The organism is Enterobacter sp. BIDMC 30 (assembly GCF_000534355.1).
Classification (GTDB): Bacteria; Pseudomonadota; Gammaproteobacteria; order Enterobacterales; family Enterobacteriaceae; genus Enterobacter; species Enterobacter ludwigii.
Map to the genome: position 1 here is coordinate 4,637,636 of NZ_KI973169.1, position 23,445 is coordinate 4,661,080.

Sequence of the window (23,445 nt, forward strand, 5' to 3'; positions counted from 1 at the left end):
AACAGAAGGATCGCTGACGTGCGCCCGATTATCGTTCTACTGATGGCCTGGTGCCTCAGCATGGGGGCGTACGCAGCGACAGCCCCCGACGCAAAACAGATAACCCAGGAACTGGAGCAGGCAAAAGCGGCAAAACCCGCTCAGCCAGAGACCGTTGAGTCGCTCCAGTCCGCCCTGAACGCGCTTGCGGAGCGAAAAGGCTCCCTTGAGCGTGCACAGCAATATCAGCAGGTTATCGACAACTTCCCGAAACTCTCGCAAACGCTGCGCTCGCAGCTCAGTAATCTGCGTGATGAACCGCGCGATATACCGGCGGACATGTCTTCTGATGCGCTGAATCAGGAGATCCTCCAGGTCAGCAGCCAGCTTCTGGAAAAGAGCCGTCTGGCTCAGCAGGAGCAGGAGCGGGCGCGTGAAATTGCCGACTCGCTCAGCCAGCTTCCCCAGCAGCAAACCGATGCCCGCCGCCAGCTTAATGAAGTTGAGCGTCGCGTTGGCACGCAAAGCGGCAACACGCCGCAAGCGCAGGCGCAGAATCTGGGACTGCAGGCCGAATCTGCTCGCCTCAAAGCCCTTGTCGATGAACTGGAGCTGGCGCAGCTCTCCGCCAATAACCGCCAGGAGCTGTCACGGATGCGCTCTGAGCTGGCGCAGAAGCAGAGCGAACAGCTGGATGCATATCTGCAGGCCCTGCGTAATCAGCTTAACAGCCAGCGGCAGCGCGAAGCCGAGCGTGCGCTTGAAAGCACCGAACTGCTGGCGGAAAACAGCGCTAACCTGCCCAGCGGCATCGTTGAGCAGTTTAAGGTCAACCGCGAGCTCTCTGCGGCGCTGAACCAACAGGCGCAGCGTATGGATCTGGTAGCCTCGCAACAGCGCCAGGCTACCAATCAAACCCTACAGGTCCGCCAGGCGCTTAACACGTTGCGTGAGCAGTCCCAATGGCTAGGGTCATCAAACCTGCTGGGTGAAGCGTTACGCGCGCAGGTCTCACGCCTGCCGGAAATGCCCAAACCGCAGCAGCTGGATACCGAAATGGCTCAGCTGCGCGTGCAGCGACTGCACTTTGAGGATCTGCTCAACAAACAGCCGCAAATCCGCCAGATCCGTCAGGCTGACGGACAGCCGCTGACCAGCGAGCAGAACCGCATTCTGGAAGCCCAGTTGCGTACCCAGCGTGAACTGCTGAACTCCCTGCTCCAGGGCGGGGATACGCTGATTCTGGAACTGACCAAGCTGAAGGTCTCTAATAGCCAACTGGAAGATGCGCTGAAAGAGGTGAATGAGGCAACGCACCGTTATCTCTTCTGGACCTCCGACGTGCGGCCGATGACCTTCTCGTGGCCGATTGAGATTGTTCAGGATCTGCGCCGCCTTATTTCGCTGGATACCTTCAGCCAGCTGGGCCAGGCCAGCGTGATGATGCTCACCAGTAAAGAGACCATTTTCCCGCTGCTGGCCGCACTGATTCTGGTGGGCTTCAGCATTTACTCGCGCCGGTATTTCACCCGATTCCTGGAACGCTCCAGCGCCCGGGTGGGGAAAGTTACGCAGGATCACTTCTGGCTGACGTTACGCACCGTCTTCTGGTCGATTCTCGTCGCCTCACCGCTACCGGTCCTGTGGATGACGCTTGGATATGGCCTGCGGGAAGCCTGGCCCTACCCGCTCGCGGTGGCGATTGGCGATGGCGTCACTGCCACGGTGCCACTGCTGTGGGTGGTAATGATTTGCGCCACGTTCGCGCGGCCCAACGGTTTGTTCATCGCTCACTTCGGCTGGCCGCGTAATCGCGTTGCACGCGCCATGCGTTACTACCTGATGAGCATCGGACTGATTGTGCCGCTGATTATGGCGCTGATCATGTTTGATAAACTCAACGATCGGGAATTCTCAGGGTCGCTGGGCCGCCTCTGCTTTATGCTGATATGCGGGGCGCTGGCAATTGTCACGCTCAGCCTGAAACGCGCCGGTATCCCGCTCTATCTGGATAAATCCGGTAACGGCGACAACATGTTCAACCGGCTGCTCTGGAACCTGCTGCTGAGCGCACCGCTGATTGCCATGCTGGCAGCGACGGTGGGTTACCTGGCGACCGCCAAGGCGCTGCTGGCGAGGCTTGAAACCTCGGTGGCGATCTGGTTCCTGCTTCTGGTGGTGTATCACGTGATACGCCGCTGGATGCTGATCCAGCGCCGCCGTCTGGCGTTCGACCGTGCCAAGCACCGGCGGGCAGAGATCCTCGCCCAGCGTGCGCGTGGCGAGGAAGAGCCAAACCATGTCAACAGCACAGAAGGCACGACGGAAGCTGACGAAGTCGAGCTGGATCTGGATGCCATCAGTACCCAATCCCTGCGACTGGTACGCTCCATCCTGATGCTGATTGCCCTGCTGTCGGTGATCTTCCTGTGGTCGGAAATTCACTCCGCGTTTGGCTTCCTGGAAAACATCTCTCTGTGGGACGTAACGTCCACGGTACAAGGTGTGGAGAGCCTGGAGCCGATTACCTTAGGCGCGGTGTTGATTGCCATTCTGGTGTTGATCATCACCACCCAGCTGGTGCGTAACTTCCCGGCACTGCTGGAGCTGGCCCTGCTGCAGCATCTCGATTTAACCCCGGGGACGGGATATGCAATTACCACCATCACCAAATATCTGATCATGCTGTTTGGCGGGCTGGTCGGCTTCTCAATGATTGGTATTGAATGGTCGAAACTGCAGTGGCTGGTGGCGGCACTTGGTGTGGGGTTAGGGTTTGGCTTACAGGAGATCTTCGCCAACTTTATCTCTGGCCTGATTATTCTGTTCGAAAAACCGATTCGTATTGGCGATACGGTAACGATCCGCGATTTGACCGGCAGCATCACCAGGATCAACACGCGCGCCACCACGATCAGCGACTGGGACCGTAAAGAGATCATCGTGCCGAACAAGGCGTTTATTACCGAGCAGTTTATCAACTGGTCGCTGTCAGACTCCGTCACGCGTGTGGTGCTGACGGTACCTGCGCCGTCGGATGCCAATAGCGAAGAGGTCACTCAGATCCTCTACACCGCCGCGGAGCGCTGTTCATTTGTGATCGACAACCCGGCGCCGGAAGTGTTCCTGGTGGATTTACAACAGGGGATCCAGATTTTCGAACTGCGTATTTACGCCGCCGAAATGGGACACCGTATGCCACTGCGTCATGAGATCCACCAGCTGATTCTGGCAGGGTTCCGTGAGCACGGCATTGATATGCCGTTCCCACCGTTCCAGATGCGTCTGGAAAGCCTGGACGGGCGCAAAACGGGAAGAACGTTAACGTCAGCGGCGCGCACACGCCCGGCAGGAAGTCTGTAACCCTTCTCCCCTCCCTTCCGGGAGGGGAATGTTTGACCGCTACGCCACTTCCGTCAGCAACGCCACAGAACGTCGGCGGTAATTCTCATAAATCCCCATCGCCAGAAGCGAGAAGAAGACTGGACCGCCCACCATCCACAGTGCGCTACTCCAGTCATTCGCCTCAATCACCGGCTGAATAACGGTAAAGATGTTGGCGAATGCCACTACCAGCACCACCACCGTGGTTGCCAGCAGCGTGGCGGCGCGCGTTTTGAAAATCACAAACGGACGCTCAAGATCCTCCTTCGCCTTAAAGAACGGGAAGGCCAGGCTCAGAAAGAGATAAGGCAGCGTCATCGACACGTTCGCCATCAGGGTCAGCTTGTTATAAAACGCTGACGCGGTATCCCCACCAAACGACACCAGCAAAATGAACACGCTGACCAGCAGGCACTGCATCCACATGGCGTTGGCGGGCATACCTGCGGTATTCAGTTGCGTCATGCGTGCAGGCCACAGCGCTTTTGGCGTGCCCTGAATTATCGCTTTCAACGGAGAGTAAATCAGCGTGAAAAACGCGCCGGTATAGGCAAGGAACATGGACAAGCCGGTGATGCGTGCAAACCAGACGCCCATCGTTGCCGCCGCTTCCGATGTCAGATTCATCGCTTGTACCAGCGTCATCCCCAGGCTTTTCATCAGCACATAGGTAATGTTGCCCAGGTTAGTGGTGTTGTTGCTGAGTACCTGCTGCCAGTTGCTGCTGACGCCCCAGAGGAAAATTGCCAGTGAATAGCCAATGGAGATAACTATCGCGGCAAAAATAATGCCTTTCGCAAAGTTCTTTTCCGGGTTCTCGGTCTTGTCGACCAGGCCGCCCACCGCCTCAATACCGCCGTACGCAAAAATGGCAAACACCACAAAGGAGAGCATAGCGAGCCCGGACTGATAGCTCGGGTTGGGCGAGGAAACGAAGTTCACCTCCTGAGCGAAATGTCCGCCGTTCAGGCACAGAATAGCAATGCTGACCACCAGCAGCACCAGATTCAGGCACATCACCGAGATCCCACCCACGGCGGTAATGCGGGCTATTTTGTTGATGCCCTTAGACGCCACCAGCGTTACAACCACCATCCAGCAGACGGCCAGAATCCCGACCACCTGCGTGGAGCTCAGACCGGCCAAAGACCAGACCTGAGTGTAATCGCTGCCGAAAACAAACGTCGAAAACGGTACCCAGACCTTGGCCGCCGTACTGACCATCCAGACCACATACGAGGAGAACCACATAAACGTGCCGATAAACGCGTAGCGCGGGCCGATGCTGTTGTTCATCCAGGAATAGATCCCGCCCTCTTCTTTGCGGTAGGCCGCCCCCATTTCCGCCATCATCAGCGCAAACGGTATGAAGAAAAACAGGGCCGAGACGATGTAGAACGGCGTTGCGCTGTAGCCCATCAGATAGAAAGCCGACGGGCTGTTGGCAAAGCCAAAGACGGAGGTAAAAATCATCAGGATGAGCCCGGTGAGGGTCATCTTTTTAAGTGACTGGGACATAGCGCCATCCAAAGGAAGTTAAACTGCGCGGATGGTAGCAGATGACCAGACTAATATTGTGGCTATTAGGGGCAAATTAAGAAAAAGACCTGCGTACAGAGAATGTGGCAGTTTTTAATGTTGTCGTGCGGAAATGGAAAGGTTAATTGACATCAGAGGTGAGCCGGGTAAGCGACAGTGCTACCCGGCAATACGGTGCGTTATGCGCGATCGACCGTAAACGCGATCACTTCGCCCAGCTGTTCTGCGCCCAGCGCCAGCATCACCAGACGATCAACGCCCAGCGCCACGCCGGAGCAGTCCGGTAGACCCGCCTTCAATGCTTCCAGCAGATGGGTATCAATCGGCTGCTGCGGCAGACCACGTGCCGCGCGCTTGCGGTTATCCTGCTCAAAACGCTGCTGCTGTTCGCGTGCGTCGGTCAGTTCGTGGAAGCCGTTCGCCAGCTCGATACCTTTGTAATAGACCTCAAAACGCTCCGCCACGCGGTGATCTTCGGTGCTGATCTGCGCCAGCGAAGCCTGGCTTGCCGGGAAGTGATATACAAACGTCGGCCGGTCTTTGCCAATTTGCGGCTCAACGCCAAAGGTGAAGAGCAGTTGCAGCAGCGTGTCGCGGTCTTCTTCGGTATCTGCCACGTTGCTCAGATCCAGTTTTGCCGCCACTTCGCGCAGCTGCGCTTTATCCGCAGAAAGCGGATCAATTTCCAGGTAACGCTGGAAAACCTGCTGATAAGAGAGCGTTTCCGCTTCTGAGCACTCCAGCACCTGCTGCAGCAGATCGTCCACCTCGTTCATCAGGCGGTACATATCATAATGCGGACGGTACCACTCCAGCATGGTGAATTCCGGATTGTGGTGACGCCCCATCTCTTCATTACGGAAACTGCGGCACAGCTGATAGACCGGGCCACACCCTGCCGCCAGCAGGCGTTTCATGTGGTATTCCGGGCTGGTCATCAGATACAAATTCATGCCCTGTGAGTGGCCAGGACCAACAAAACGGGTTTCAAACGGGACCAGATGAATATCCGTTACCGTTGCCTGACTCATGCACGGGGTTTCCACCTCAAGGACGCCGCGGTCGGCAAAGAAGCGGCGGATCTCCGCCATAATTGCAGCGCGTTTTAGCAGGTTGGGGATGGATGCGCTCGGCTGCCAGGTGGCCGTTTCGCTCATGAGTTTTTCTCCGATTTCAGACAAGGGCACGAAGTCTACTCGTTACCAGGGACGGAGACAAATTTTGCGCAGTAAAAAAGCGCATTTCATTTAGGTGAACAATTGCGCGACGAAATTCATTACTCACCGCGATAAATCGCCGCACATAACAGCAAAAAAATCGAACACGTCAAATTTCCCTGACATCCACGCGGTTATACTGCTTTACCCATAAAGGAGCAGTGGAAACGCTTTCGCAATCGTCCTTTTGGACGGGTGAACTACCTTTAGTTTATCGCGTTGCGAAATAACAAAAATCTGGAGGAATGTCGTGCAAACTTTTCAAGCCGATCTTGCCGTTATAGGCGCTGGCGGGGCTGGATTACGTGCTGCGATTGCTGCAGCACAAGCTAATCCCAACGCTAAAATCGCATTGATTTCAAAAGTCTATCCGATGCGCAGCCATACGGTTGCCGCAGAAGGAGGATCCGCCGCCGTTGCGCAGGATCATGACAGCTTCGAATACCATTTCCACGACACGGTTGCAGGGGGCGACTGGCTTTGCGAGCAGGATGTCGTTGACTACTTTGTACACCATTGTCCTACGGAGATGACCCAGCTTGAACAGTGGGGATGTCCGTGGAGCCGTCGTCCGGACGGCAGCGTCAACGTTCGCCGCTTCGGCGGGATGAAGATCGAGCGCACCTGGTTCGCCGCCGATAAAACCGGCTTCCACATGTTGCACACCCTGTTCCAGACCTCCCTTCAGTTCCCACAGATTCAGCGCTTTGACGAACATTTCGTCCTCGACATTCTGGTTGATGACGGTCAGGCGCGCGGTCTGGTGGCGATGAACATGATGGAAGGTACCCTCGTCCAGATCCGCGCCAACGCGGTGGTCATGGCTACCGGCGGTGCGGGGCGTGTTTACCGCTACAACACCAACGGCGGTATCGTCACCGGTGACGGCATGGGCATGGCGCTCAGCCACGGCGTGCCGCTGCGGGATATGGAGTTCGTGCAGTATCACCCTACTGGCCTGCCGGGCTCCGGCATTCTGATGACGGAAGGCTGCCGTGGTGAAGGCGGGATCCTGGTCAATAAAAATGGCTACCGCTATCTGCAGGATTACGGCATGGGCCCGGAAACCCCGCTCGGCGAGCCGAAAAACAAATACATGGAACTGGGCCCGCGCGACAAAGTGTCTCAGGCCTTCTGGCACGAGTGGCGCAAAGGCAACACCATCGCTACGCCACGCGGCGATGTGGTCTACCTCGACCTGCGTCATCTTGGCGAGAAGAAACTGCTGGAACGTCTGCCATTCATTTGCGAACTGGCAAAAGCCTACGTTGGCGTCGATCCGGTGAAAGAGCCGATCCCGGTACGTCCAACGGCCCACTACACCATGGGCGGTATCGAAACCGATCAGCAGTGCGAAACCCGCATTAAAGGGCTGTTTGCCGTGGGCGAGTGCTCCTCTGTCGGCCTGCACGGTGCTAACCGTCTGGGGTCAAACTCACTGGCGGAGCTGGTGGTATTTGGCCGCATGGCGGGCGAACGCGCGATGGAGCGTGCTGCCACCGCCGGCGAGGCGAACAGCGCGGCGCTGGATGCCCAGGTCGTTGACGTCGAAAAACGGCTGAAAAACCTGGTGAACCAGGAAGGAAATGAAAACTGGTCGAAAATCCGCGACGAGATGGGCCTGTCGATGGAAGAAGGCTGCGGTATCTACCGTACCCCTGAGCTGATGCAAAAAACCGTGGATAAGCTGGCTGAGCTGCAGGAGCGCTTCAAGCGCGTGCGCATTACCGATACCTCCAGCGTGTTCAACACAGACCTGCTCTATACCATCGAGCTGGGTCACGGCCTGAACGTGGCGGAATGTATGGCGCACTCTGCGCTGGCACGTAAAGAGTCACGCGGCGCGCATCAGCGTCTTGATGAAGGCTGCACCGAACGTGATGACGTCAATTTCCTGAAACACACTCTCGCCTGGCGCGATGCGGATGGCACCACCCGTCTGGACTACAGCGACGTGAAAATCACGACGTTGCCACCGGCTAAACGCGTGTATGGCGCAGAAGCAGAAGCCGCCGAGAAGAAGGAGAAGGCGAATGGCTGAGATGCAGAAACTGAAAATCGAAGTGGTGCGCTACAATCCGGAAGTGGACACTGCACCGCACAGCGCATTCTATGAAGTCCCTTATGACGAGCAAACCTCTCTGCTGGATGCGCTCGGCTATATCAAAGATAACCTTGCGCCGGACCTGAGCTACCGCTGGTCGTGCCGTATGGCAATCTGCGGCTCCTGCGGCATGATGGTCAACAAGGTGCCGAAACTGGCCTGTAAAACTTTCCTGCGTGAATACACCAAAGGCATCAAAGTAGAAGCGTTGGGTAACTTCCCGATTGAACGCGATCTGGTGGTCGATATGACTCACTTTATCGAAAGTCTGGAAGCGATTAAGCCGTACATCATCGGCAATCCACGTACGCCGGATCAGGGGACGAACACCCAGACGCCAGCTCAGATGGCGAAATACCATCAGTTCTCCGGCTGCATCAACTGTGGTCTGTGCTACGCCGCGTGTCCACAGTTTGGCCTGAATCCAGAGTTTATTGGCCCGGCGGCCATTACCCTGGCGCACCGCTATAACGAGGACAGCCGCGACCACGGTAAAAAAGAACGTATGGCGCAGCTTAACAGCCAGAACGGCGTCTGGAGCTGTACTTTTGTGGGCTACTGCTCCGAAGTCTGTCCGAAGCACGTCGACCCGGCCGCCGCTATTCAGCAGGGTAAAGTGGAAAGCTCGAAAGACTTTCTTATCGCCACCCTGAAACCACGCTAAGGAGTGCATAATGACGACTAAACGCAAAGCCTACGTGCGGCCAATGCCGTCCACCTGGTGGAAGAAACTGCCGTTTTATCGCTTCTATATGCTGCGTGAAGGCACCGCGGTGCCGGCGGTCTGGTTCAGCCTGGAGCTGATGTACGGCGTTTATGCCCTCAAACATGGCCCTGAAACCTGGGCCAGCTTTGTCGGCTTCCTGCAAAACCCCATCATCGTGATCCTGAACCTGATTGTGCTCGCGGCAGCGCTGCTTCATACCAAAACCTGGTTTGAACTGGCGCCAAAAGCGGCGAACATCATCATTAAAGACGAGAAAATGGGGCCAGAGCCTGTCATTAAAGGGCTATGGGGAGTGACGATCCTCGTCACTGTGGTCATTCTGTTTGTCGCACTGTTCTGGTAAGGAGACTACTGTGATTAATCCAAATCCAAAACGTTCTGACGAGCCGGTCTTCTGGGGACTGTTTGGCGCAGGGGGGATGTGGAGCGCCATCATCGCGCCGGTCATCATCCTGCTGGTCGGTATTATGCTGCCACTGGGGCTGTTTCCGGGCGATGCGCTGGGTTACGAGCGAGTACTGGCCTTTGCCAGCAGCTTTATTGGCCGTGTGTTCATCTTCCTTATGATCGTCCTGCCGCTGTGGTGTGGCCTGCACCGTATTCACCATGCGATGCATGACCTGAAAATCCATGTCCCGAGCGGGAAATGGGTGTTCTACGGCCTGGCAACCATCCTGACGGTGGTTACGCTGATTGCCGTGGTTACTATCTGATACATCAGGCCCGCCCCCCGGCGGGCCTGTCATTTCTGCATTTTCCCCACCAGCCACTGCGCAAACTCACGCATTGCAGGGGTTTCTGTCCGTGACTGCAATCGGGTTAACCAGTAACTGCCCAGCTCAATCTGTGTCGCAAACGGCTGAATGATACGTTCACTGTTCAGCAGATGAGTGAACATACTCACAGGCGCGATAGCAATTCCCACGCCGGCCTGCGCGGCTTCCAGCATGGTAACGGATGAATCAAACACCATCACCCGATGCGTTGGTGACGGCGGGAGTTCGCCCGCGGCCTGCATCCACGCCGACCATTCGTCGCGTCGGTAAGAGCGCAGCAGCGTAAACTTCAGCATGTCCGCCGGTGCTTGTAGCCCGACGGCAATTTCAGGCGTGCACAGCGGAGCCAGCGGCGCAGAACACAGAAACGTCGCTTCAGTGCCATGCCACGCCCCTCCACCGTAGCGGATCGTGTAATCCAGCCCTTCGGCGGCCGGATCGACGCGGTTATTATGGGTCGAAAGATGCAGATCGATATGCGGATAGCGGCGACGGAAATCATCCAGCTGCGCGAATAACACCCCGGTCGCAAAAGTCCCCACCACGCCAATTTTAAGCTTCTCCAGAGCGCGATGACTGGCAAAGCGATCCAGCATGCCGGCGATACGATCAAACGAATCGTTCAGCACCGGCAGCAGATTCTCGCCCTCTGTCGTCAGCATCAATCCGCGCGAAACCCGGACAAACAGCTGACAGTTCAGATGTTGTTCCAGCGTCTTAACGTGCTGACTGATGGCTGAATGGGTGACATTCAGCTCAATGGCAGCATTAGTAAAACTGAGGTGCCTTGCGGCGGCTTCGAAGGCACGAAGCGAATTAAGCGGTAAATAGCTGCGTGTCATCAACCCATCCGTTAGAAAAATTAACAGCTAATGCTAAATTTAACCGTTTGTCAGCCACAGTCAAATCCAACAGACTGGGTATGTCTGACGGGCCCGGACACTCCCTTGACTCGCTATTACGGAAGATAACTGATGATGAAAAAATCCCTGTGCTGCGCTCTGCTGCTCAGCACCTCCTGCGCTGCATTAGCCGCACCTCTGTCAGAAACACAGCTGGCGAAGGTCGTGGAACGTACCGTTACGCCCCTGATGAAAGCGCAGTCTATTCCGGGTATGGCGGTCGCCGTGATCTATCAGGGCCAGCCGCACTACTTCACCTTCGGCAAGGCCGATGTCGCCGCGAACACACCCGTCACTGCACAAACGCTGTTTGAGCTGGGCTCAATCAGCAAAACCTTCACCGGCGTTCTGGGTGGCGATGCTATTGCTCGCGGTGAAATTTCGCTGGGCGATCCGGTGACCAAATACTGGCCTGAACTGACCGGCAAACAGTGGCAGGGCGTTCGCATGCTGGACCTGGCAACCTATACTGCCGGTGGCCTGCCGTTACAGGTGCCCGATGAGGTTACCGATAATGCCTCGCTGCTGCGTTTTTACCAGTCCTGGCAACCACAGTGGGCGCCAGGCACCACGCGTCTTTATGCGAATGCCAGCATCGGTCTGTTTGGGGCTCTGGCGGTAAAACCTTCTGGCATGCGCTTTGAGCAGGCGATGACGGAGCGGGTCCTGAAGCCGCTTAACCTGAACCATACGTGGATTAACGTTCCGAAGGCAGAAGAACAGCATTACGCCTGGGGTTATCGTGACGGTAAAGCGGTTCACGTTTCGCCGGGCATGCTCGACGCCGAAGCGTATGGCGTGAAAACCAACGTGAAGGATATGGCGAGCTGGGTGGTGGCTAACATGGCCCCCGATGGGGTACAGGATGCCTCACTGAAGCAGGGCATGGCGCTTGCACAGTCTCGCTACTGGCGCACAGGCTCGATGTACCAGGGCCTGGGCTGGGAGATGCTCAACTGGCCGGTAGAAGCCAAAGCCGTGGTGGAGGGCAGCGACAACAAGGTAGCGCTTGCACCGTTGCCCGTGGCAGAAGTGAACCCTCCGGCTCCACCGGTAAAAGCGTCATGGGTACATAAAACAGGCTCGACGGGCGGATTTGGCAGCTACGTGGCATTTATCCCTGAGAAGGAACTCGGCATTGTTATGCTGGCGAACAAGAGCTACCCGAACCCGGCGCGCGTGGAAGCGGCATACCGTATTCTGAGCGCTCTGCAGTAACATCTTGCCGGGTGATGCTGATGCCCACCCGGCCTGCAAAATTCCCGCATTTTCCTTGCTGTCATCTACACTTAACAAAAAACAGTAAGGAAACTCCTATGCGCATTTTGCCTGTTATCGCCGCAGTGACAGCCGCGTTTTTAGTGGTTGCCTGCAGCTCCCCTACTCCCCCTCCCGGCGTCACCGTTGTCAGCAATTTCGACGCACAACGTTTTCTTGGAACATGGTATGAAATCGCGCGCCTTGACCACCGTTTTGAACGGGGTTTAGAGAAGGTCACGGCAAATTACAGCCCGATGGATGACGGCGGTATTCAGGTTATCAACCGGGGCTATAATCCGGACCGGGAAATGTGGCAGCAGTCGATTGGACAAGCGTACTTTACCGGCGACCCGCGACGGGCCGCGCTCAAAGTCTCCTTCTTCGGCCCGTTCTATGGCGGATATAACGTGATCGCGCTCGACAGAGAGTACCGTCACGCACTGGTCTGCGGGCCGGATCGCAACTATCTGTGGATCCTCTCTCGCACCCCAACCCTTTCACCTGAGATGAAACAGCAGATGCTGGACGTCGCGACCCGGCAAGGGTTTGATGTGTCGAAACTCATCTGGGTAGAACAACCCCATTAATGGGTGCTGAGCTTCAACCCAATAATACCGGCCACAATCAGGGCGAGGCTGGCGATACGCGCCAGACTCGCTGACTCACCCAACAGCAGGATCCCCGTGATGGCCGCCCCCACGGCGCCAATTCCCGTCCAGACGGCATACGCTGTCCCCACCGGTAAAGAACGCATCGCCCACGAGAGCAAAACGATACTCACAATCATCGCGGTAAGGGTAATGACGCTGGGTGTCAGGCGGGTAAAACCGTGGGTGTACTTCAGACCTATCGCCCATACCACTTCGAGCAGGCCAGCAATAACAAGAATGATCCAGGACATTTCAGGCTCCTTAACTTAAATGCAAGTTGGGGCCGTCCCCGATGAAGGAAGCGCTTACGGGTCGTCCCGCAAGGCAAAGATTACGCCTCATATTTTGGTTAGCGTGCGATTTTTTTTCAATCCTTTTGTGCTGAACATGTTAAGGCAAGAAATAGCCGCAGTATGCCGCGCAGTTCAGGCATTTATCACTCATCCGACTTCTCTATGATGATGTGCTTTCTGATGGCAGGAAGCCAAACCACTAGCCGACTGCGAATATAATATGTTCAAAATTCTTTTGATTGACCGTTGTCACTTCACCCGCACCGGGTTTGAAGCATGGCTCAATCATTCCGGTTTATTTCCGGAAAACGTCGTTGTGACCGGCCTGAATAATCTTTTCCTCGCCAGAGAGCACATTCTGCAATGGAAACCGACGCTGGTTATTGCTGACCTGCATGGGTTCAGACAGGATGTACATCCCTTTCAGTCCCTCTCATCTTTGCTGAACGCCAGCGAAAGAGTGCCCTTTATTTTGCTGCAATCGGGTGAGGATAGTGAAATGACCGCCTGGCTGAAGCAATTCCCGGTCTGGTCATCGCTGTTGAAAAATGCCCGTCTTGAACAACTGGGGACAGTTATCCACGACGCACTCATTTCGCACGCGAACAGTGAAAAGCCAAAGGTAACCGCGCCTTTGCTGACGCGCCAGGAGGAGAAAGTGCTGACGTTGTGGATGGAGGGTGCCAGCAATCAGAAAATTGCGGCTCACCTGAGTATTAACGGTAAAACGGTCTATACCTATAAACGGAATATCCGCATGAAATTGCATATGGATACGCGTTATTCACCGTTTTTATCCCTGCAGGAATCAGAAAGCTGACGGTACGAAACCCGTCTGGTTCCGTACCGTTTATTCAATTACTGCTGTGCTTTACTTGCCGCACCAGAGATTGCGCTACCACCTTCAGAAATATCCTGACCAACGCCACGCGTGGTATTACAGGCTGTTAATACTGAAGAAAGTACCAGGACTGAAAAGATCGCTGCAATTGTCTTCTTAACCATAATATCTTCCTTTTATAGCCAAAGTTGTTTTGTGTATAGCAACTTAAGAATAGACAATATCCCGTCGTTTGACGGAAAAGGACGCATTTTTAGGAAAATTAGACGGGGTTAGCTGGCCGCGTGAGAAATGATATGGCCGAGATCCTGGATATCTTCCCCCATTCCACGCGTGGTGTTACAGCCGGAAAGCAACGCGCTGGACAGCGCTAACAGAAGCAGAATTTTAACGGTACGGTTCATCATCCCTGCCTGCAAAAAACAGGCGCAGCGGGCGCTGCGCCTTCAGTCTTGACGTAAATTACTTCACGCGAGATACGTATTCGCCGGAGCGGGTATCTACTTTGATCACTTCACCAGTCTGTACAAACAGTGGAACTTTAACCACTGCACCGGTGGACAGGGTAGCTGGCTTGCCGCCAGTACCTGCGGTATCACCTTTCAGACCTGGGTCGGTTTCAACGATTTCCAGCTCTACGAAGTTTGGTGGGGTAACAGCGATAGGCTGGCCGTTCCACAGGGTCACGATGCACTCAGCCTGGTCCAGCAGCCATTTTTCGCTATCGCCAATCGCTTTAGCATCCGCAGACAGCTGCTCGAACGTTTCGTTGTTCATGAAGTGCCAGAACTCACCGTCGTTGTACAGGTAAGTCAGATTCATATCGACAACATCAGCGCCTTCAGCGGAGTCAGTAGACTTGAAGGTTTTCTCAACACGGGTACCGGTCAGCAGGCGACGCAGCTTAACGCGCGCGAATGCCTGGCCTTTACCTGGTTTAACGAATTCGCTGGCTTCAACTGCGTACGGTTCGCCGTCCATCATGATTTTAAGACCAGCACGAAAATCGTTGCTATAGTACGTTGCCATAAGGCCCTCTAAATTTGTTAACTGGTAGCTAAGCCACAAAATGGCGCATATTGTAACCCTAAACACCCCGTCCAGAGAAGATTGGTTATCGCAACTTGCCGATGTAATCACCAGTCCTGATGAATTGCTGCGTCTGTTAGACCTCGATCAGCACCCAGAGTTGCTTGCAGGCCGCGAGGCTAAGCGACTTTTTGCCCTGCGTGTTCCCCGCGCGTTTGTTGCCCGTATGGAGAAAGGAAACCCTGACGATCCATTATTAAAACAAACGCTTACTGCGCAGGAAGAGTTTATATCAGCGCCAGGATACAGCACCGATCCTCTGGAAGAGCAGAACAGTGTGGTACCGGGTTTACTGCACAAATATCTCAACCGTGCTCTTCTGCTGGTGAAAGGCGGTTGCGCGGTAAACTGCCGTTATTGTTTCCGTCGCCACTTCCCGTATGCCGAAAATCAGGGTAATAAACGCAACTGGCAGGTCGCCCTGGACTATATCGCCGCCCATCCGGAACTGGATGAGATCATTTTTTCAGGTGGCGATCCGCTGATGGCAAAAGATCATGAACTGGACTGGCTGTTGACCCAGCTTGAAGCCATTCCACACATCAAGCGTTTGCGCATCCACAGCCGTTTACCGATTGTTATTCCGGCACGCATCACGGACGGTCTGGTATCTCGCCTTGAGCAGTCTCGTTTACAGGTTCTGCTGGTGAACCATATCAACCATGCGAATGAAATCGACGAGGCATTCCGTGCGGCGATGGCGCGTCTGCGCAAAGCGGGTGTGACGCTCTTGAACCAGAGCGTGTTGCTGCGCGGTGTGAATGATAATGCCCGGGTTCTGGCGGAGCTCAGTAATGCGTTATTCGATGCGGGCGTGATGCCCTACTACCTGCACGTACTGGATCGTGTGCAAGGCGCGGCGCATTTCATGGTCACGGATGATGAGGCCCGGCAGATTATGCGCGAACTGTTAACGCTGGTTTCAGGCTATATGGTGCCGAAGCTGGCGCGAGAGATTGGCGGTGAGCCGAGTAAGACGCCGCTGGATTTGCAACTGCGGCAACAATAACGGCAGGTGGCGCTACGCTTATCTGCCCGGTGGGGTTGGGCGCAGCGCCATCAGCAATGTAGATCAGTTAGGGCACTTATAGACCTGGCCATTCATCTGGCTGGCCGTTGGCACGAAGCTGGACAACATCCCTTGCGACGGGCTGCTCACACCGTAAATCACGTTGCCACCCATCTCTGCAGCCTGGTTACGCAGCGCGTTAGCGGCACCGCGCATAGATCCACCTTCTTCACCGTGCTGACCCGACATCCAGTTGCTTTGCTCACCGGTTGCCGTGCCTAAAAACTGGCACTCGTTACCCGGCTTATCTTCAACAAAGCGAACGCCCTGACCTGCAGCAGACAGCTCATTGCTGGAGCTACAACCCGCCAGCAGCAATGCTGCTCCTACGATCCCTGCACAGACTTTTACGCGCATGTTATTCCTCGTTTTCAATAAGCTGGACAGCAGATGTTGTCCGTGTGTAAACCTTATACTAAAAAGATGACCAAAAGAAAAACCCCCGAGCATTTCTGCCCGGGGGTTTTTCTCATTCTAAGCGGTAAAGCGCACGATTACATCATGCCGCCCATACCACCCATGCCGCCCATACCCGCAGCACCTAAGTCAGGTGCGTCGCCTTTAGGCATGTCGGTCACCATGCACTCGGTAGTGATCATCAGACCCGCTACAGAGGCCGCGTACTGCAGTGCAGAACGGGTCACTTTGGTTGGATCCAGGATACCGAAGTCGATCATGTTGCCGTATTCTTCAGTTGCAGCGTTGTAACCGTAGTTACCTTCGCCCGCTTTCACCATGTTCGCAACCACGGATGGCTCTTCACCGGCGTTGGAAACGATCTGACGCAGTGGTGCTTCCATTGCGCGCAGCGCAACTTTGATACCCACGTTCTGATCTTCGTTCTGAGCAGTCAGGCCAGCCAGTTTAGCGGCAACACGCACCAGCGCGACACCACCACCAGCTACCACGCCTTCTTCTACTGCTGCACGGGTCGCGTGCAGAGCATCGTCAACGCGTGCTTTCTTCTCTTTCATTTCAACTTCAGTTGCCGCGCCCACTTTGATTACTGCCACGCCGCCTGCCAGTTTCGCTACGCGCTCCTGCAGTTTTTCACGGTCGTAATCAGAGGTTGCTTCTTCAATCTGCTTACGGATCTGAGCAACACGGCCCTGAATAGCCGCTTCTTCACCCACGCCATCGATGATGGTGGTGGTGTCTTTGTTGATCACAACGCGTTTAGCCTGGCCCAGGTCTTCCAGGGTCGCTTTTTCCAGCTCCATACCGATCTCTTCAGAGATTACGGTACCGCCAGTCAGGGTAGCGATATCCTGCAGCATCGCTTTACGGCGGTCGCCGAAGCCAGGTGCTTTAACCGCAGCCACTTTCACGATGCCACGCATGGTGTTAACCACCAGGGTCGCCAGTGCTTCACCTTCAACGTCTTCAGCAATGATAACCAGCGGCTTGCCTGCTTTCGCAACGGCTTCCAGCACTGGCAGCATTTCACGGATGTTGGAGATTTTCTTGTCAGCCAGCAGGATGAATGGGCTTTCCAGCTCAACAGCGCCCGTTTCTGGCTTGTTGATGAAGTATGGGGACAGGTAACCGCGATCGAACTGCATACCTTCAACCACGTCCAGTTCGTCTTCCAGACCGGTACCGTCTTCAACGGTGATCACGCCTTCTTTACCGACTTTGTCCATCGCTTCCGCGATCAGTTTACCTACGGTTTCGTCGGAGTTAGCGGAGATAGTACCAACCTGAGCAATCGCTTTAGAGTCGGAGCATGGAACGGACAGCGCTTTCAGTTCTTCAACCGCCGCAGTAACCGCTTTGTCGATACCGCGCTTCAGATCCATTGGGTTCATACCCGCAGCAACGGCTTTCAGACCTTCGGTGATGATAGCCTGTGCCAGTACGGTTGCGGTGGTGGTACCGTCGCCTGCAGCGTCGTTCGCTTTAGAGGCAACTTCTTTCACCATCTGCGCGCCCATGTTTTCGAACTTGTCTTCCAGCTCGATTTCACGTGCTACAGAAACACCGTCTTTAGTAATGGTTGGCGCGCCGAAGGATTTATCCAGCACTACGTTACGGCCTTTCGGGCCCAGGGTCACTTTAACTGCATCTGCCAGTACGTTTACGCCGCGGAGCATTTTTACACGAGCGTCGTTACCGAATTTTACGTCTTTAGCTGCCATGTTCTTATTTCCTCAAATTCTCGTGCGTAAAATTACGCTTCAACAATTGCCAGAATGTCGCTTTCGGACATGATCAACACTTCTTCATTGTCGATCTTCTCGGATTTCACGCCGTAGCCATCGTTGAAAATTACGATGTCACCAACTTTAACGTCCAGTGGCTGCACAGTTCCGTTTTCCAGAATGCGGCCCTTACCGACAGCGATGATTTCGCCACGCGTTGATTTTGCTGCTGCAGAACCAGTCAGAACGATGCCGCCAGCAGACTTGGTTTCAACTTCTTTACGTTTGACGATCACACGATCATGTAACGGACGAATACTCATTGATAGCTCTCCTTTGAGAAAGTCATTATCAGTTATGGATGACGCCGGTCCGCACGCGGTTTTCCGACTAGTGCCCTGAGAGATGGGGATAGCTTTTTCCCCCTTCAAGGGGCAGACGAAAAAAAATTTGCGAAAGTGTTACCATCGCCTCTCTTTTGATCGTGGCAGGGCGATGTCAATGAGTGGACTAAAACAGGAGTTGGGACTGGCGCAGGGCGTGGGTCTGCTGTCGACCTCCTTGTTAGGTACGGGTGTGTTTGCGGTACCCGCGCTGGCAGCACTGGTGGCCGGCAATAATAGCTTGTGGGCGTGGCCAGTGCTGATTGTGCTGGTGTTTCCGGTCGCGGTCGTGTTTGCCATCCTCGGACGGCATTTCCCCAGCGCGGGCGGCGTAGCGCACTTTGTCGGTATGGCGTTTGGTCCGCGACTGGAGCGGGTCACCGGCTGGCTGTTTCTTTCTGTTATTCCCGTCGGTCTACCGGCAGCGTTGCATATCGCGACCGGTTTTGGCCAGGCGCTGTTTGGCTGGCATAACGAGCAACTGCTGCTGGCCGAGCTGGGTACGCTGGCCATCGTCTGGTGGGTCGGCTCACGGGGTGCCAGTTCAAGTGCCAACCTGCAAACCGTCGTTGCAATACTGATTGTGGCCCTCATTGTCGCCATCTGGTGGAAAGGGGATATTACGCTGAAGGAGATCCCCTTCCCCGCGGTAAGTGACGTCAACCATTCGCAGCTGTTCGCTGCGCTATCGGTGATGTTCTGGTGTTTTGTCGGGCTGGAGGCGTTCGCCCATCTGGCCTCTGAGTTTAAACAACCGGAACGGGATTTCCCGCGCGCCCTGATGATTGGCCTGCTGTTAGCAGGTACCGTTTACTGGGCCTGTACCGTGCTGGTACTGTATTTCAACGCGTTCGCCGCGGATAAAGCGGCCGCTGCCTCGCTGCCGGGCATTGTGGTGCAACTGTTTGGTCTGAAAGCGCTGTGGGTCGCCTGTGTTATTGGCTATCTGGCCTGTTTTGCCAGCCTCAATATCTACATCCAGAGCTTTGCGCGTCTGGTGTGGTCGCAGGCGCTTGATAAACCAGAGAGCCGCCTTGCGCGCCTGTCTAAACGTCAGCTGCCGTTGAATGCGCTTAATACCGTGCTGGGCTGCTGCGTCTTGAGTTCGCTATGTATTTACGCGCTGAATATCAATCTTGATGCCCTGATCGTGTACGCCAACGGGATTTTCATCATGATCTACCTGCTGTGCATGCTGGCGGGTTGTCGTCTGCTGAAAGGTCGCTATAAAGCGCTGGCAGTGGTTGGTGGCGTGCTTTGCCTGCTGTTGCTGGCGATGGTGGGGTGGAAAAGTCTGTATGCGATTAGCATGCTGGCGGGGCTGTGGCTGTTTTTACCGAAACGCGGCACCCTGTAAAACAAAGCCCGGTAGCGATTCGCTTACCGGGCCTGGCCTCTTTTACCGATCGTCTTTATGGTCTAAACGGTCGCGCTGTTCATCTTTACGCTGATACTCCCCTTCGAAAGTATCCCCCGGCCCTGTACTGAAGCCACCGCCCGGCATACGGCTAAAACGCAGATGCGGCAGTAGCTTCATGGTCAGGTGTTTTTGCACCGGCGGCAGAAGCAGCAGCAGGCCGAGGAAGTCAGTGAAGAACCCCGGCAGGATCAGCAGCAGGCCAGCAATAATCAGCGAGACGCTTTTGATCATCTCTGCGGCCGGGCTTTCGCCTGCGGCCATCTTCTGCTGCATTATCAGGAAATTTTTGAAACCCTGATTACGCACCAGCGACATGCCGATCACCGAAGTGAAAATCACCAGAATCAGCGTTAGCAGGACACCCAGTACATGGGAGACCTGGATAAAAATTGAAATCTCGATGTAAACATAGAGAAAGAAAGCAATAAATGGTACCCAGCGCACTGGCATCTCCTGTGTGGCAGGCGCCCTCAGGCCCCTGTCTGAATGTGTTCGCGAAACGCGTCTGTAAGAAATGGTGACGGTTAGCCAAAATTCAATCGGTTTGCACGGATATTTTTTCTGGAAATTTTAAAGCGGTGACTCATTTCACAGATTAATAATTATCATGGAATCGGGTCGATAATAAGTGATCCAGATTACGGCAATTCGCTATCATCAGCATATGATCTCGAACATCTGGCTGATTGAGGGAATAATCGTCGGTCAGAAAATATTCAAAACCACATAAATACTGTGTGTTTAGTACAATCCATCGGCAGCTTGAAAAGAAGGTTCACATGTTAAACAACATTCGTATCGAAGAAGACTTGTTGGGTACCAGGGAAGTTCCAGCGGATGCCTACTATGGTGTTCACACTCTGAGAGCGATTGAAAACTTCTACATCAGCAACAACAAAATCAGCGACATCCCTGAATTTGTACGTGGCATGGTGATGGTGAAAAAAGCCGCAGCACTGGCCAATAAAGAGCTGCAAACCATTCCGAAAAGCGCGGCAAATGCGATTATCGCTGCCTGCGATGAAGTGCTGAACAACGGCAAATGCATGGATCAGTTCCCGGTCGATGTCTATCAGGGCGGCGCGGGTACCTCCGTCAACATGAACACCAATGAAGTACTGGCAAACATCGGCCTGGAGTTGATGGGTCATCAGAAAGGTGAATACCAGTATCTGAATCCGAACGACCACGTTAATAAATGTCAGTCCACTAACGACGCCTATCCAACCGGCTTCCGTATCGCGGTGTATGCCTCCGTGGTGAAACTGGTGGACGCCATTAATCAGCTGGGTGATGGCTTCCAGCGCAAAGCCGTTGAGTTCCAGGACATCCTGAAAATGGGTCGTACCCAGCTGCAGGACGCGGTTCCGATGACCCTCGGTCAGGAATTCCACGCGTTTAACGTGCTGCTTAACGAAGAAACTAAAAACCTGCTGCGCACCTCCGAGCTGCTGCTGGAAGTGAACCTGGGCGCAACCGCCATCGGCACGCGTCTGAATACGCCGGACGGTTACCAGCAGCTGGCGGTACAGAAGCTGGCTGAAGTCTCTAACCTGCCGGTTGTGCCTGCAGAAGATCTGATTGAAGCCACCTCCGACTGCGGCGCGTACGTTATGGTTCACAGCGCCCTGAAACGTCTGGCGGTGAAACTCTCCAAAATCTGTAATGACCTGCGCCTGCTCTCTTCCGGTCCACGCGCTGGTCTGAATGAAATCAACCTGCCAGAGCTGCAGGCCGGTTCGTCCATCATGCCGGCGAAAGTGAACCCGGTAGTGCCAGAAGTGGTGAACCAGGTCTGCTTTAAAGTCATCGGTAACGATACAACCGTGACCATGGCCTCTGAAGCCGGCCAGCTGCAGCTGAACGTCATGGAGCCGGTCATCGGCCAGGCAATGTTTGAATCCATCCACATTCTGACCAACGCCTGCTACAACCTGCTGGAGAAATGCGTTAACGGCATCACCGCGAACAAAGAAGTTTGTGAAGGGTATGTCTACAACTCCATCGGCATCGTCACCTACCTCAACCCGTTCATCGGCCACCATAACGGCGACATCGTCGGTAAGATTTGCGCCGAAACAGGTAAGAGCGTGCGTGAAGTCGTTCTGGAACGTGGACTGTTGACCGAAGCCGAGCTGGACGATATCTTCTCGGCCCAGAACCTGATGCACCCGGCATACAAAGCGAAACGATATACCGATGAAAGCGAACAGTAGCAGTTCAGGCTAGGCTTCCTTAAGGCACGTCACTTGTGACGTGCCTTTTTTCTTTATAGGCGTTACCAAAATACAACAATTCAATATCAACTTGTTAATAAGCAAGGCAGGTCCTTATGTTTGGAGCAGAACTCGTCATCGTCCTGTTGGCGATTTATTTGGGAGCAAGACTCGGGGGTATCGGCATTGGTTTTGCCGGCGGTCTCGGGGTGCTCGTACTTACCCTTATCTTTCAGATTAAACCCGGCGCAATCCCTTTTGACGTTATCGAAATCATCATGGCGGTTATTGCCGCTATCGCAGCCATGCAGGTGGCAGGCGGTATGGACTACCTGGTGAGCCTGGCGGAGCGTATGTTACGCCGCCATCCAAAATACATTACCTTCCTTGCCCCGCTGGTGACGTGGTTTATGACCATTCTCGCCGGTACTGGCCACACCGCCTTCTCCACGCTGCCGGTCATTACCGAAGTGGCGAAAGAGCAGGGCATCCGTCCGTCTCGTCCACTCTCGATTGCCGTGGTCGCGTCCCAGATTGCGATTACCGCATCACCTATCTCCGCTGCGGTGGTCTTCTTCGCCGGTATCCTTGAGCCTATGGGCGTGAGTTACCTGACGCTGCTGGCCATCTGTATTCCGGTGACGCTGATTGCAGTGATGATCACCGCCGTGCTGTGTAACTTCCTCGGCGCCGAACTGAAAGACGATCCGGTTTATCAGGAGCGTCTGGCAAAAGGTGAAGTGAAACTGCGTGGTAGCCAGGTCTTCGAACTGAAGCCGCATGCAAAACGCTCTGTCTTGCTGTTCCTGATCGGTATCGTTGCGGTCATGTTCTACGCAACCGCCATCAGTGACACCGTGGGTCTGATCCAAAACCCGGTCCTGCCGCGTAACGAAGCGATTGTGGTATTCATGCTGACTATCGCTACGCTGATCAGCATCACCTGTAAAATCGACACCAGCGAAGTGCTCAACGCCAGCACCTTTAAATCCGGTATGAGCGCCTGCGTGTGTGTACTGGGTGTGGCCTGGCTTGGTGATACCTTCGTGAAAGCTCACATCAGCGATATCCAGACCGTTGCGGGCGACCTGCTGCACAACTATCCGTGGCTCCTGGCTGTGGTGCTGTTCTTTGCCGCAACCCTGCTTTACTCTCAGGCGGCCACCACCAAAGCCCTGATGCCTGCGGCGCTGATGCTGGGTGTTACCCCGCTGACGGCTATTGCCTCGTTTGCTGCCGTTTCTGCACTGTTCGTTTTACCCACCTACCCAACCCTGCTGGCGGCGGTTGAGATGGATGACACTGGCTCGACTCGCATCGGTAAGTACGTGTTTAACCATGCGTTCCTGATCCCGGGCGTGGTGGCTATCTCGCTGTGCGTGATCCTCGGCTTTATCATTGGCGGCATCGTGCTGTAAACAATGATGGGTTGTAAAAATAGTTAAAAACGGGCCG

General features: G+C 54.8%; 23 protein-coding genes. 12 read left to right on the top strand and 11 right to left on the bottom strand.

Annotated elements, in window-relative coordinates:
- Positions 1 to 18 precede the first annotated feature (18 nt).
- Complete coding sequence (gene mscM / locus L466_RS00685) at positions 19 to 3,342, top strand: miniconductance mechanosensitive channel MscM (protein WP_025206261.1); 3,324 nt, start codon at positions 19 to 21, stop codon at positions 3,340 to 3,342.
- A 39-nt stretch (positions 3,343 to 3,381) separates the two neighbouring features.
- Here the strand turns inward: mscM and yjeM are convergent, their stop codons facing one another.
- Both yjeM and epmA read right to left on the bottom strand, forming a co-directional pair.
- Positions 3,382 to 4,881, bottom strand: coding sequence for a glutamate/gamma-aminobutyrate family transporter YjeM (gene yjeM / locus L466_RS00680; RefSeq protein WP_032681883.1), 1,500 nt, complete (start codon positions 4,879 to 4,881; stop codon positions 3,382 to 3,384).
- Between the two features lie 200 nt (positions 4,882 to 5,081).
- Entirely contained in the window at positions 5,082 to 6,059 is a 978-nt protein-coding gene (gene epmA, locus L466_RS00675; protein WP_020882955.1) for an elongation factor P--(R)-beta-lysine ligase, read from the bottom strand.
- A gap of 310 nt (positions 6,060 to 6,369) precedes the next feature.
- Here epmA and frdA point away from each other — a divergent pair, with 310 nt between their 5' ends.
- Genes frdA through frdD form a run of 4 tightly spaced genes read left to right on the top strand, consistent with a single transcriptional unit; the run spans position 6,370 to position 9,663 of the window.
- Entirely contained in the window at positions 6,370 to 8,160 is a 1,791-nt protein-coding gene (gene frdA, locus L466_RS00670; protein ID WP_025206263.1) for a fumarate reductase (quinol) flavoprotein subunit, read from the top strand.
- On the top strand, positions 8,153 to 8,887 hold the full coding sequence (frdB, locus tag L466_RS00665) for a fumarate reductase iron-sulfur protein (RefSeq protein ID WP_020882957.1): 735 nt from the start codon (positions 8,153 to 8,155) through the stop codon (positions 8,885 to 8,887). The genes frdA and frdB overlap by 8 nt, the downstream gene beginning before the upstream one ends.
- 10 nt (positions 8,888 to 8,897) lie before the next feature.
- Positions 8,898 to 9,293 (top strand): fumarate reductase subunit FrdC, encoded by a 396-nt coding sequence (frdC, locus tag L466_RS00660; RefSeq protein WP_014168296.1) that lies wholly within the window; start codon positions 8,898 to 8,900, stop codon positions 9,291 to 9,293.
- A 10-nt stretch (positions 9,294 to 9,303) separates the two neighbouring features.
- Positions 9,304 to 9,663 carry a fumarate reductase subunit FrdD gene (gene frdD, locus L466_RS00655; protein WP_020882959.1) on the top strand — a complete coding sequence of 120 codons (360 nt, stop codon included), beginning with the start codon at positions 9,304 to 9,306 and terminating at the stop codon, positions 9,661 to 9,663.
- A 29-nt stretch (positions 9,664 to 9,692) separates the two neighbouring features.
- Here frdD and ampR read toward each other — a convergent pair whose 3' ends face one another.
- The gene (ampR, locus tag L466_RS00650; protein WP_025206264.1) at positions 9,693 to 10,568 is read right to left on the bottom strand and encodes a LysR family transcriptional regulator AmpR; all 876 of its coding nucleotides are present in this window, start codon (positions 10,566 to 10,568) and stop codon (positions 9,693 to 9,695) included.
- Positions 10,569 to 10,700: 132 nt separating this feature from the next.
- On the opposite strand from ampR, the gene blaACT reads away from it, so the two are divergent.
- Positions 10,701 to 11,846 carry an ACT family cephalosporin-hydrolyzing class C beta-lactamase gene (blaACT, locus tag L466_RS00645; protein WP_032681884.1) on the top strand — a complete coding sequence of 382 codons (1,146 nt, stop codon included), beginning with the start codon at positions 10,701 to 10,703 and terminating at the stop codon, positions 11,844 to 11,846.
- Positions 11,847 to 11,944: 98 nt separating this feature from the next.
- Positions 11,945 to 12,475 carry a lipocalin family protein gene (locus L466_RS00640; RefSeq protein WP_014168292.1) on the top strand — a complete coding sequence of 177 codons (531 nt, stop codon included), beginning with the start codon at positions 11,945 to 11,947 and terminating at the stop codon, positions 12,473 to 12,475.
- On the opposite strand, the gene sugE is transcribed toward L466_RS00640, so the two are convergent.
- Positions 12,472 to 12,789 carry a quaternary ammonium compound efflux SMR transporter SugE gene (sugE, locus tag L466_RS00635; protein WP_032681885.1) on the bottom strand — a complete coding sequence of 106 codons (318 nt, stop codon included), beginning with the start codon at positions 12,787 to 12,789 and terminating at the stop codon, positions 12,472 to 12,474. The genes L466_RS00640 and sugE overlap by 4 nt on opposite strands.
- A 262-nt stretch (positions 12,790 to 13,051) precedes the next feature.
- On the opposite strand from sugE, the gene L466_RS00630 reads away from it, so the two are divergent.
- A complete protein-coding gene (locus tag L466_RS00630) occupies positions 13,052 to 13,651 on the top strand; it encodes a LuxR C-terminal-related transcriptional regulator (RefSeq protein ID WP_014168290.1) in 600 nt (199 codons plus the stop codon).
- A 38-nt stretch (positions 13,652 to 13,689) separates the two neighbouring features.
- Here the strand turns inward: L466_RS00630 and ecnB are convergent, their stop codons facing one another.
- The 3 genes from ecnB to efp form a co-directional block, all read right to left on the bottom strand.
- Positions 13,690 to 13,836 carry a lipoprotein toxin entericidin B gene (gene ecnB, locus L466_RS00625; RefSeq protein WP_014168289.1) on the bottom strand — a complete coding sequence of 49 codons (147 nt, stop codon included), beginning with the start codon at positions 13,834 to 13,836 and terminating at the stop codon, positions 13,690 to 13,692.
- Positions 13,837 to 13,944: 108 nt separating this feature from the next.
- Positions 13,945 to 14,076, bottom strand: coding sequence for an entericidin A/B family lipoprotein (locus L466_RS00620; RefSeq protein WP_025206267.1), 132 nt, complete (start codon positions 14,074 to 14,076; stop codon positions 13,945 to 13,947).
- 58 nt (positions 14,077 to 14,134) lie between these two features.
- Positions 14,135 to 14,701 carry an elongation factor P gene (efp, locus tag L466_RS00615; protein ID WP_014882207.1) on the bottom strand — a complete coding sequence of 189 codons (567 nt, stop codon included), beginning with the start codon at positions 14,699 to 14,701 and terminating at the stop codon, positions 14,135 to 14,137.
- 40 nt (positions 14,702 to 14,741) lie between these two features.
- Between efp and epmB the strand changes: the two genes are divergently transcribed.
- Positions 14,742 to 15,770: an EF-P beta-lysylation protein EpmB gene (gene epmB, locus L466_RS00610; RefSeq protein WP_032681886.1), complete on the top strand. Its 1,029-nt coding sequence runs from the start codon at positions 14,742 to 14,744 to the stop codon at positions 15,768 to 15,770.
- A 63-nt stretch (positions 15,771 to 15,833) separates the two neighbouring features.
- Here epmB and L466_RS00605 read toward each other — a convergent pair whose 3' ends face one another.
- The 3 genes from L466_RS00605 to L466_RS00595 form a co-directional block, all read right to left on the bottom strand.
- A complete protein-coding gene (locus tag L466_RS00605; RefSeq protein ID WP_020882965.1) occupies positions 15,834 to 16,187 on the bottom strand; it encodes a DUF4156 domain-containing protein in 354 nt (117 codons plus the stop codon).
- 137 nt (positions 16,188 to 16,324) lie between these two features.
- Complete coding sequence (gene groL / locus L466_RS00600; RefSeq protein WP_014168284.1) at positions 16,325 to 17,968, bottom strand: chaperonin GroEL; 1,644 nt, start codon at positions 17,966 to 17,968, stop codon at positions 16,325 to 16,327.
- A 32-nt stretch (positions 17,969 to 18,000) separates the two neighbouring features.
- Entirely contained in the window at positions 18,001 to 18,294 is a 294-nt protein-coding gene (locus tag L466_RS00595) for a co-chaperone GroES (RefSeq protein WP_003855929.1), read from the bottom strand.
- Positions 18,295 to 18,472: 178 nt separating this feature from the next.
- Here L466_RS00595 and yjeH point away from each other — a divergent pair, with 178 nt between their 5' ends.
- On the top strand, positions 18,473 to 19,711 hold the full coding sequence (yjeH, locus tag L466_RS00590) for an L-methionine/branched-chain amino acid transporter (RefSeq protein WP_032681888.1): 1,239 nt from the start codon (positions 18,473 to 18,475) through the stop codon (positions 19,709 to 19,711).
- 42 nt (positions 19,712 to 19,753) lie between these two features.
- Here the strand turns inward: yjeH and L466_RS00585 are convergent, their stop codons facing one another.
- Positions 19,754 to 20,218 (bottom strand): FxsA family protein, encoded by a 465-nt coding sequence (locus L466_RS00585; protein ID WP_032681890.1) that lies wholly within the window; start codon positions 20,216 to 20,218, stop codon positions 19,754 to 19,756.
- A 335-nt stretch (positions 20,219 to 20,553) separates the two neighbouring features.
- Between L466_RS00585 and aspA the strand changes: the two genes are divergently transcribed.
- Positions 20,554 to 21,990, top strand: coding sequence for an aspartate ammonia-lyase (gene aspA, locus L466_RS00580; protein ID WP_020882968.1), 1,437 nt, complete (start codon positions 20,554 to 20,556; stop codon positions 21,988 to 21,990).
- A 116-nt stretch (positions 21,991 to 22,106) separates the two neighbouring features.
- The gene (locus L466_RS00575; protein ID WP_006178930.1) at positions 22,107 to 23,408 is read left to right on the top strand and encodes an anaerobic C4-dicarboxylate transporter; all 1,302 of its coding nucleotides are present in this window, start codon (positions 22,107 to 22,109) and stop codon (positions 23,406 to 23,408) included.
- Positions 23,409 to 23,445: the final 37 nt, after the last annotated feature.

What these genes read in the sequence shown, in the direction of transcription:
- yjeM (WP_032681883.1), bottom strand. Translation starts at nt 4,881, where the DNA reads ATGTCCCAGTCACTTAAAAAGATGACCCTCACCGGGCTCATCCTGATG.
- epmA (WP_020882955.1), bottom strand. Translation starts at nt 6,059, where the DNA reads ATGAGCGAAACGGCCACCTGGCAGCCGAGCGCATCCATCCCCAACCTG.
- frdB (WP_020882957.1), top strand. Translation starts at nt 8,153, where the DNA reads ATGGCTGAGATGCAGAAACTGAAAATCGAAGTGGTGCGCTACAATCCG.
- frdC (WP_014168296.1), top strand. Translation starts at nt 8,898, where the DNA reads ATGACGACTAAACGCAAAGCCTACGTGCGGCCAATGCCGTCCACCTGG.
- ampR (WP_025206264.1), bottom strand. Translation starts at nt 10,568, where the DNA reads ATGACACGCAGCTATTTACCGCTTAATTCGCTTCGTGCCTTCGAAGCC.
- blaACT (WP_032681884.1), top strand. Translation starts at nt 10,701, where the DNA reads ATGATGAAAAAATCCCTGTGCTGCGCTCTGCTGCTCAGCACCTCCTGC.
- L466_RS00640 (WP_014168292.1), top strand. Translation starts at nt 11,945, where the DNA reads ATGCGCATTTTGCCTGTTATCGCCGCAGTGACAGCCGCGTTTTTAGTG.
- sugE (WP_032681885.1), bottom strand. Translation starts at nt 12,789, where the DNA reads ATGTCCTGGATCATTCTTGTTATTGCTGGCCTGCTCGAAGTGGTATGG.
- L466_RS00630 (WP_014168290.1), top strand. Translation starts at nt 13,052, where the DNA reads ATGTTCAAAATTCTTTTGATTGACCGTTGTCACTTCACCCGCACCGGG.
- ecnB (WP_014168289.1), bottom strand. Translation starts at nt 13,836, where the DNA reads ATGGTTAAGAAGACAATTGCAGCGATCTTTTCAGTCCTGGTACTTTCT.
- L466_RS00620 (WP_025206267.1), bottom strand. Translation starts at nt 14,076, where the DNA reads ATGAACCGTACCGTTAAAATTCTGCTTCTGTTAGCGCTGTCCAGCGCG.
- efp (WP_014882207.1), bottom strand. Translation starts at nt 14,701, where the DNA reads ATGGCAACGTACTATAGCAACGATTTTCGTGCTGGTCTTAAAATCATG.
- epmB (WP_032681886.1), top strand. Translation starts at nt 14,742, where the DNA reads ATGGCGCATATTGTAACCCTAAACACCCCGTCCAGAGAAGATTGGTTA.
- L466_RS00605 (WP_020882965.1), bottom strand. Translation starts at nt 16,187, where the DNA reads ATGCGCGTAAAAGTCTGTGCAGGGATCGTAGGAGCAGCATTGCTGCTG.
- groL (WP_014168284.1), bottom strand. Translation starts at nt 17,968, where the DNA reads ATGGCAGCTAAAGACGTAAAATTCGGTAACGACGCTCGTGTAAAAATG.
- L466_RS00595 (WP_003855929.1), bottom strand. Translation starts at nt 18,294, where the DNA reads ATGAGTATTCGTCCGTTACATGATCGTGTGATCGTCAAACGTAAAGAA.
- yjeH (WP_032681888.1), top strand. Translation starts at nt 18,473, where the DNA reads ATGAGTGGACTAAAACAGGAGTTGGGACTGGCGCAGGGCGTGGGTCTG.
- aspA (WP_020882968.1), top strand. Translation starts at nt 20,554, where the DNA reads ATGTTAAACAACATTCGTATCGAAGAAGACTTGTTGGGTACCAGGGAA.
- L466_RS00575 (WP_006178930.1), top strand. Translation starts at nt 22,107, where the DNA reads ATGTTTGGAGCAGAACTCGTCATCGTCCTGTTGGCGATTTATTTGGGA.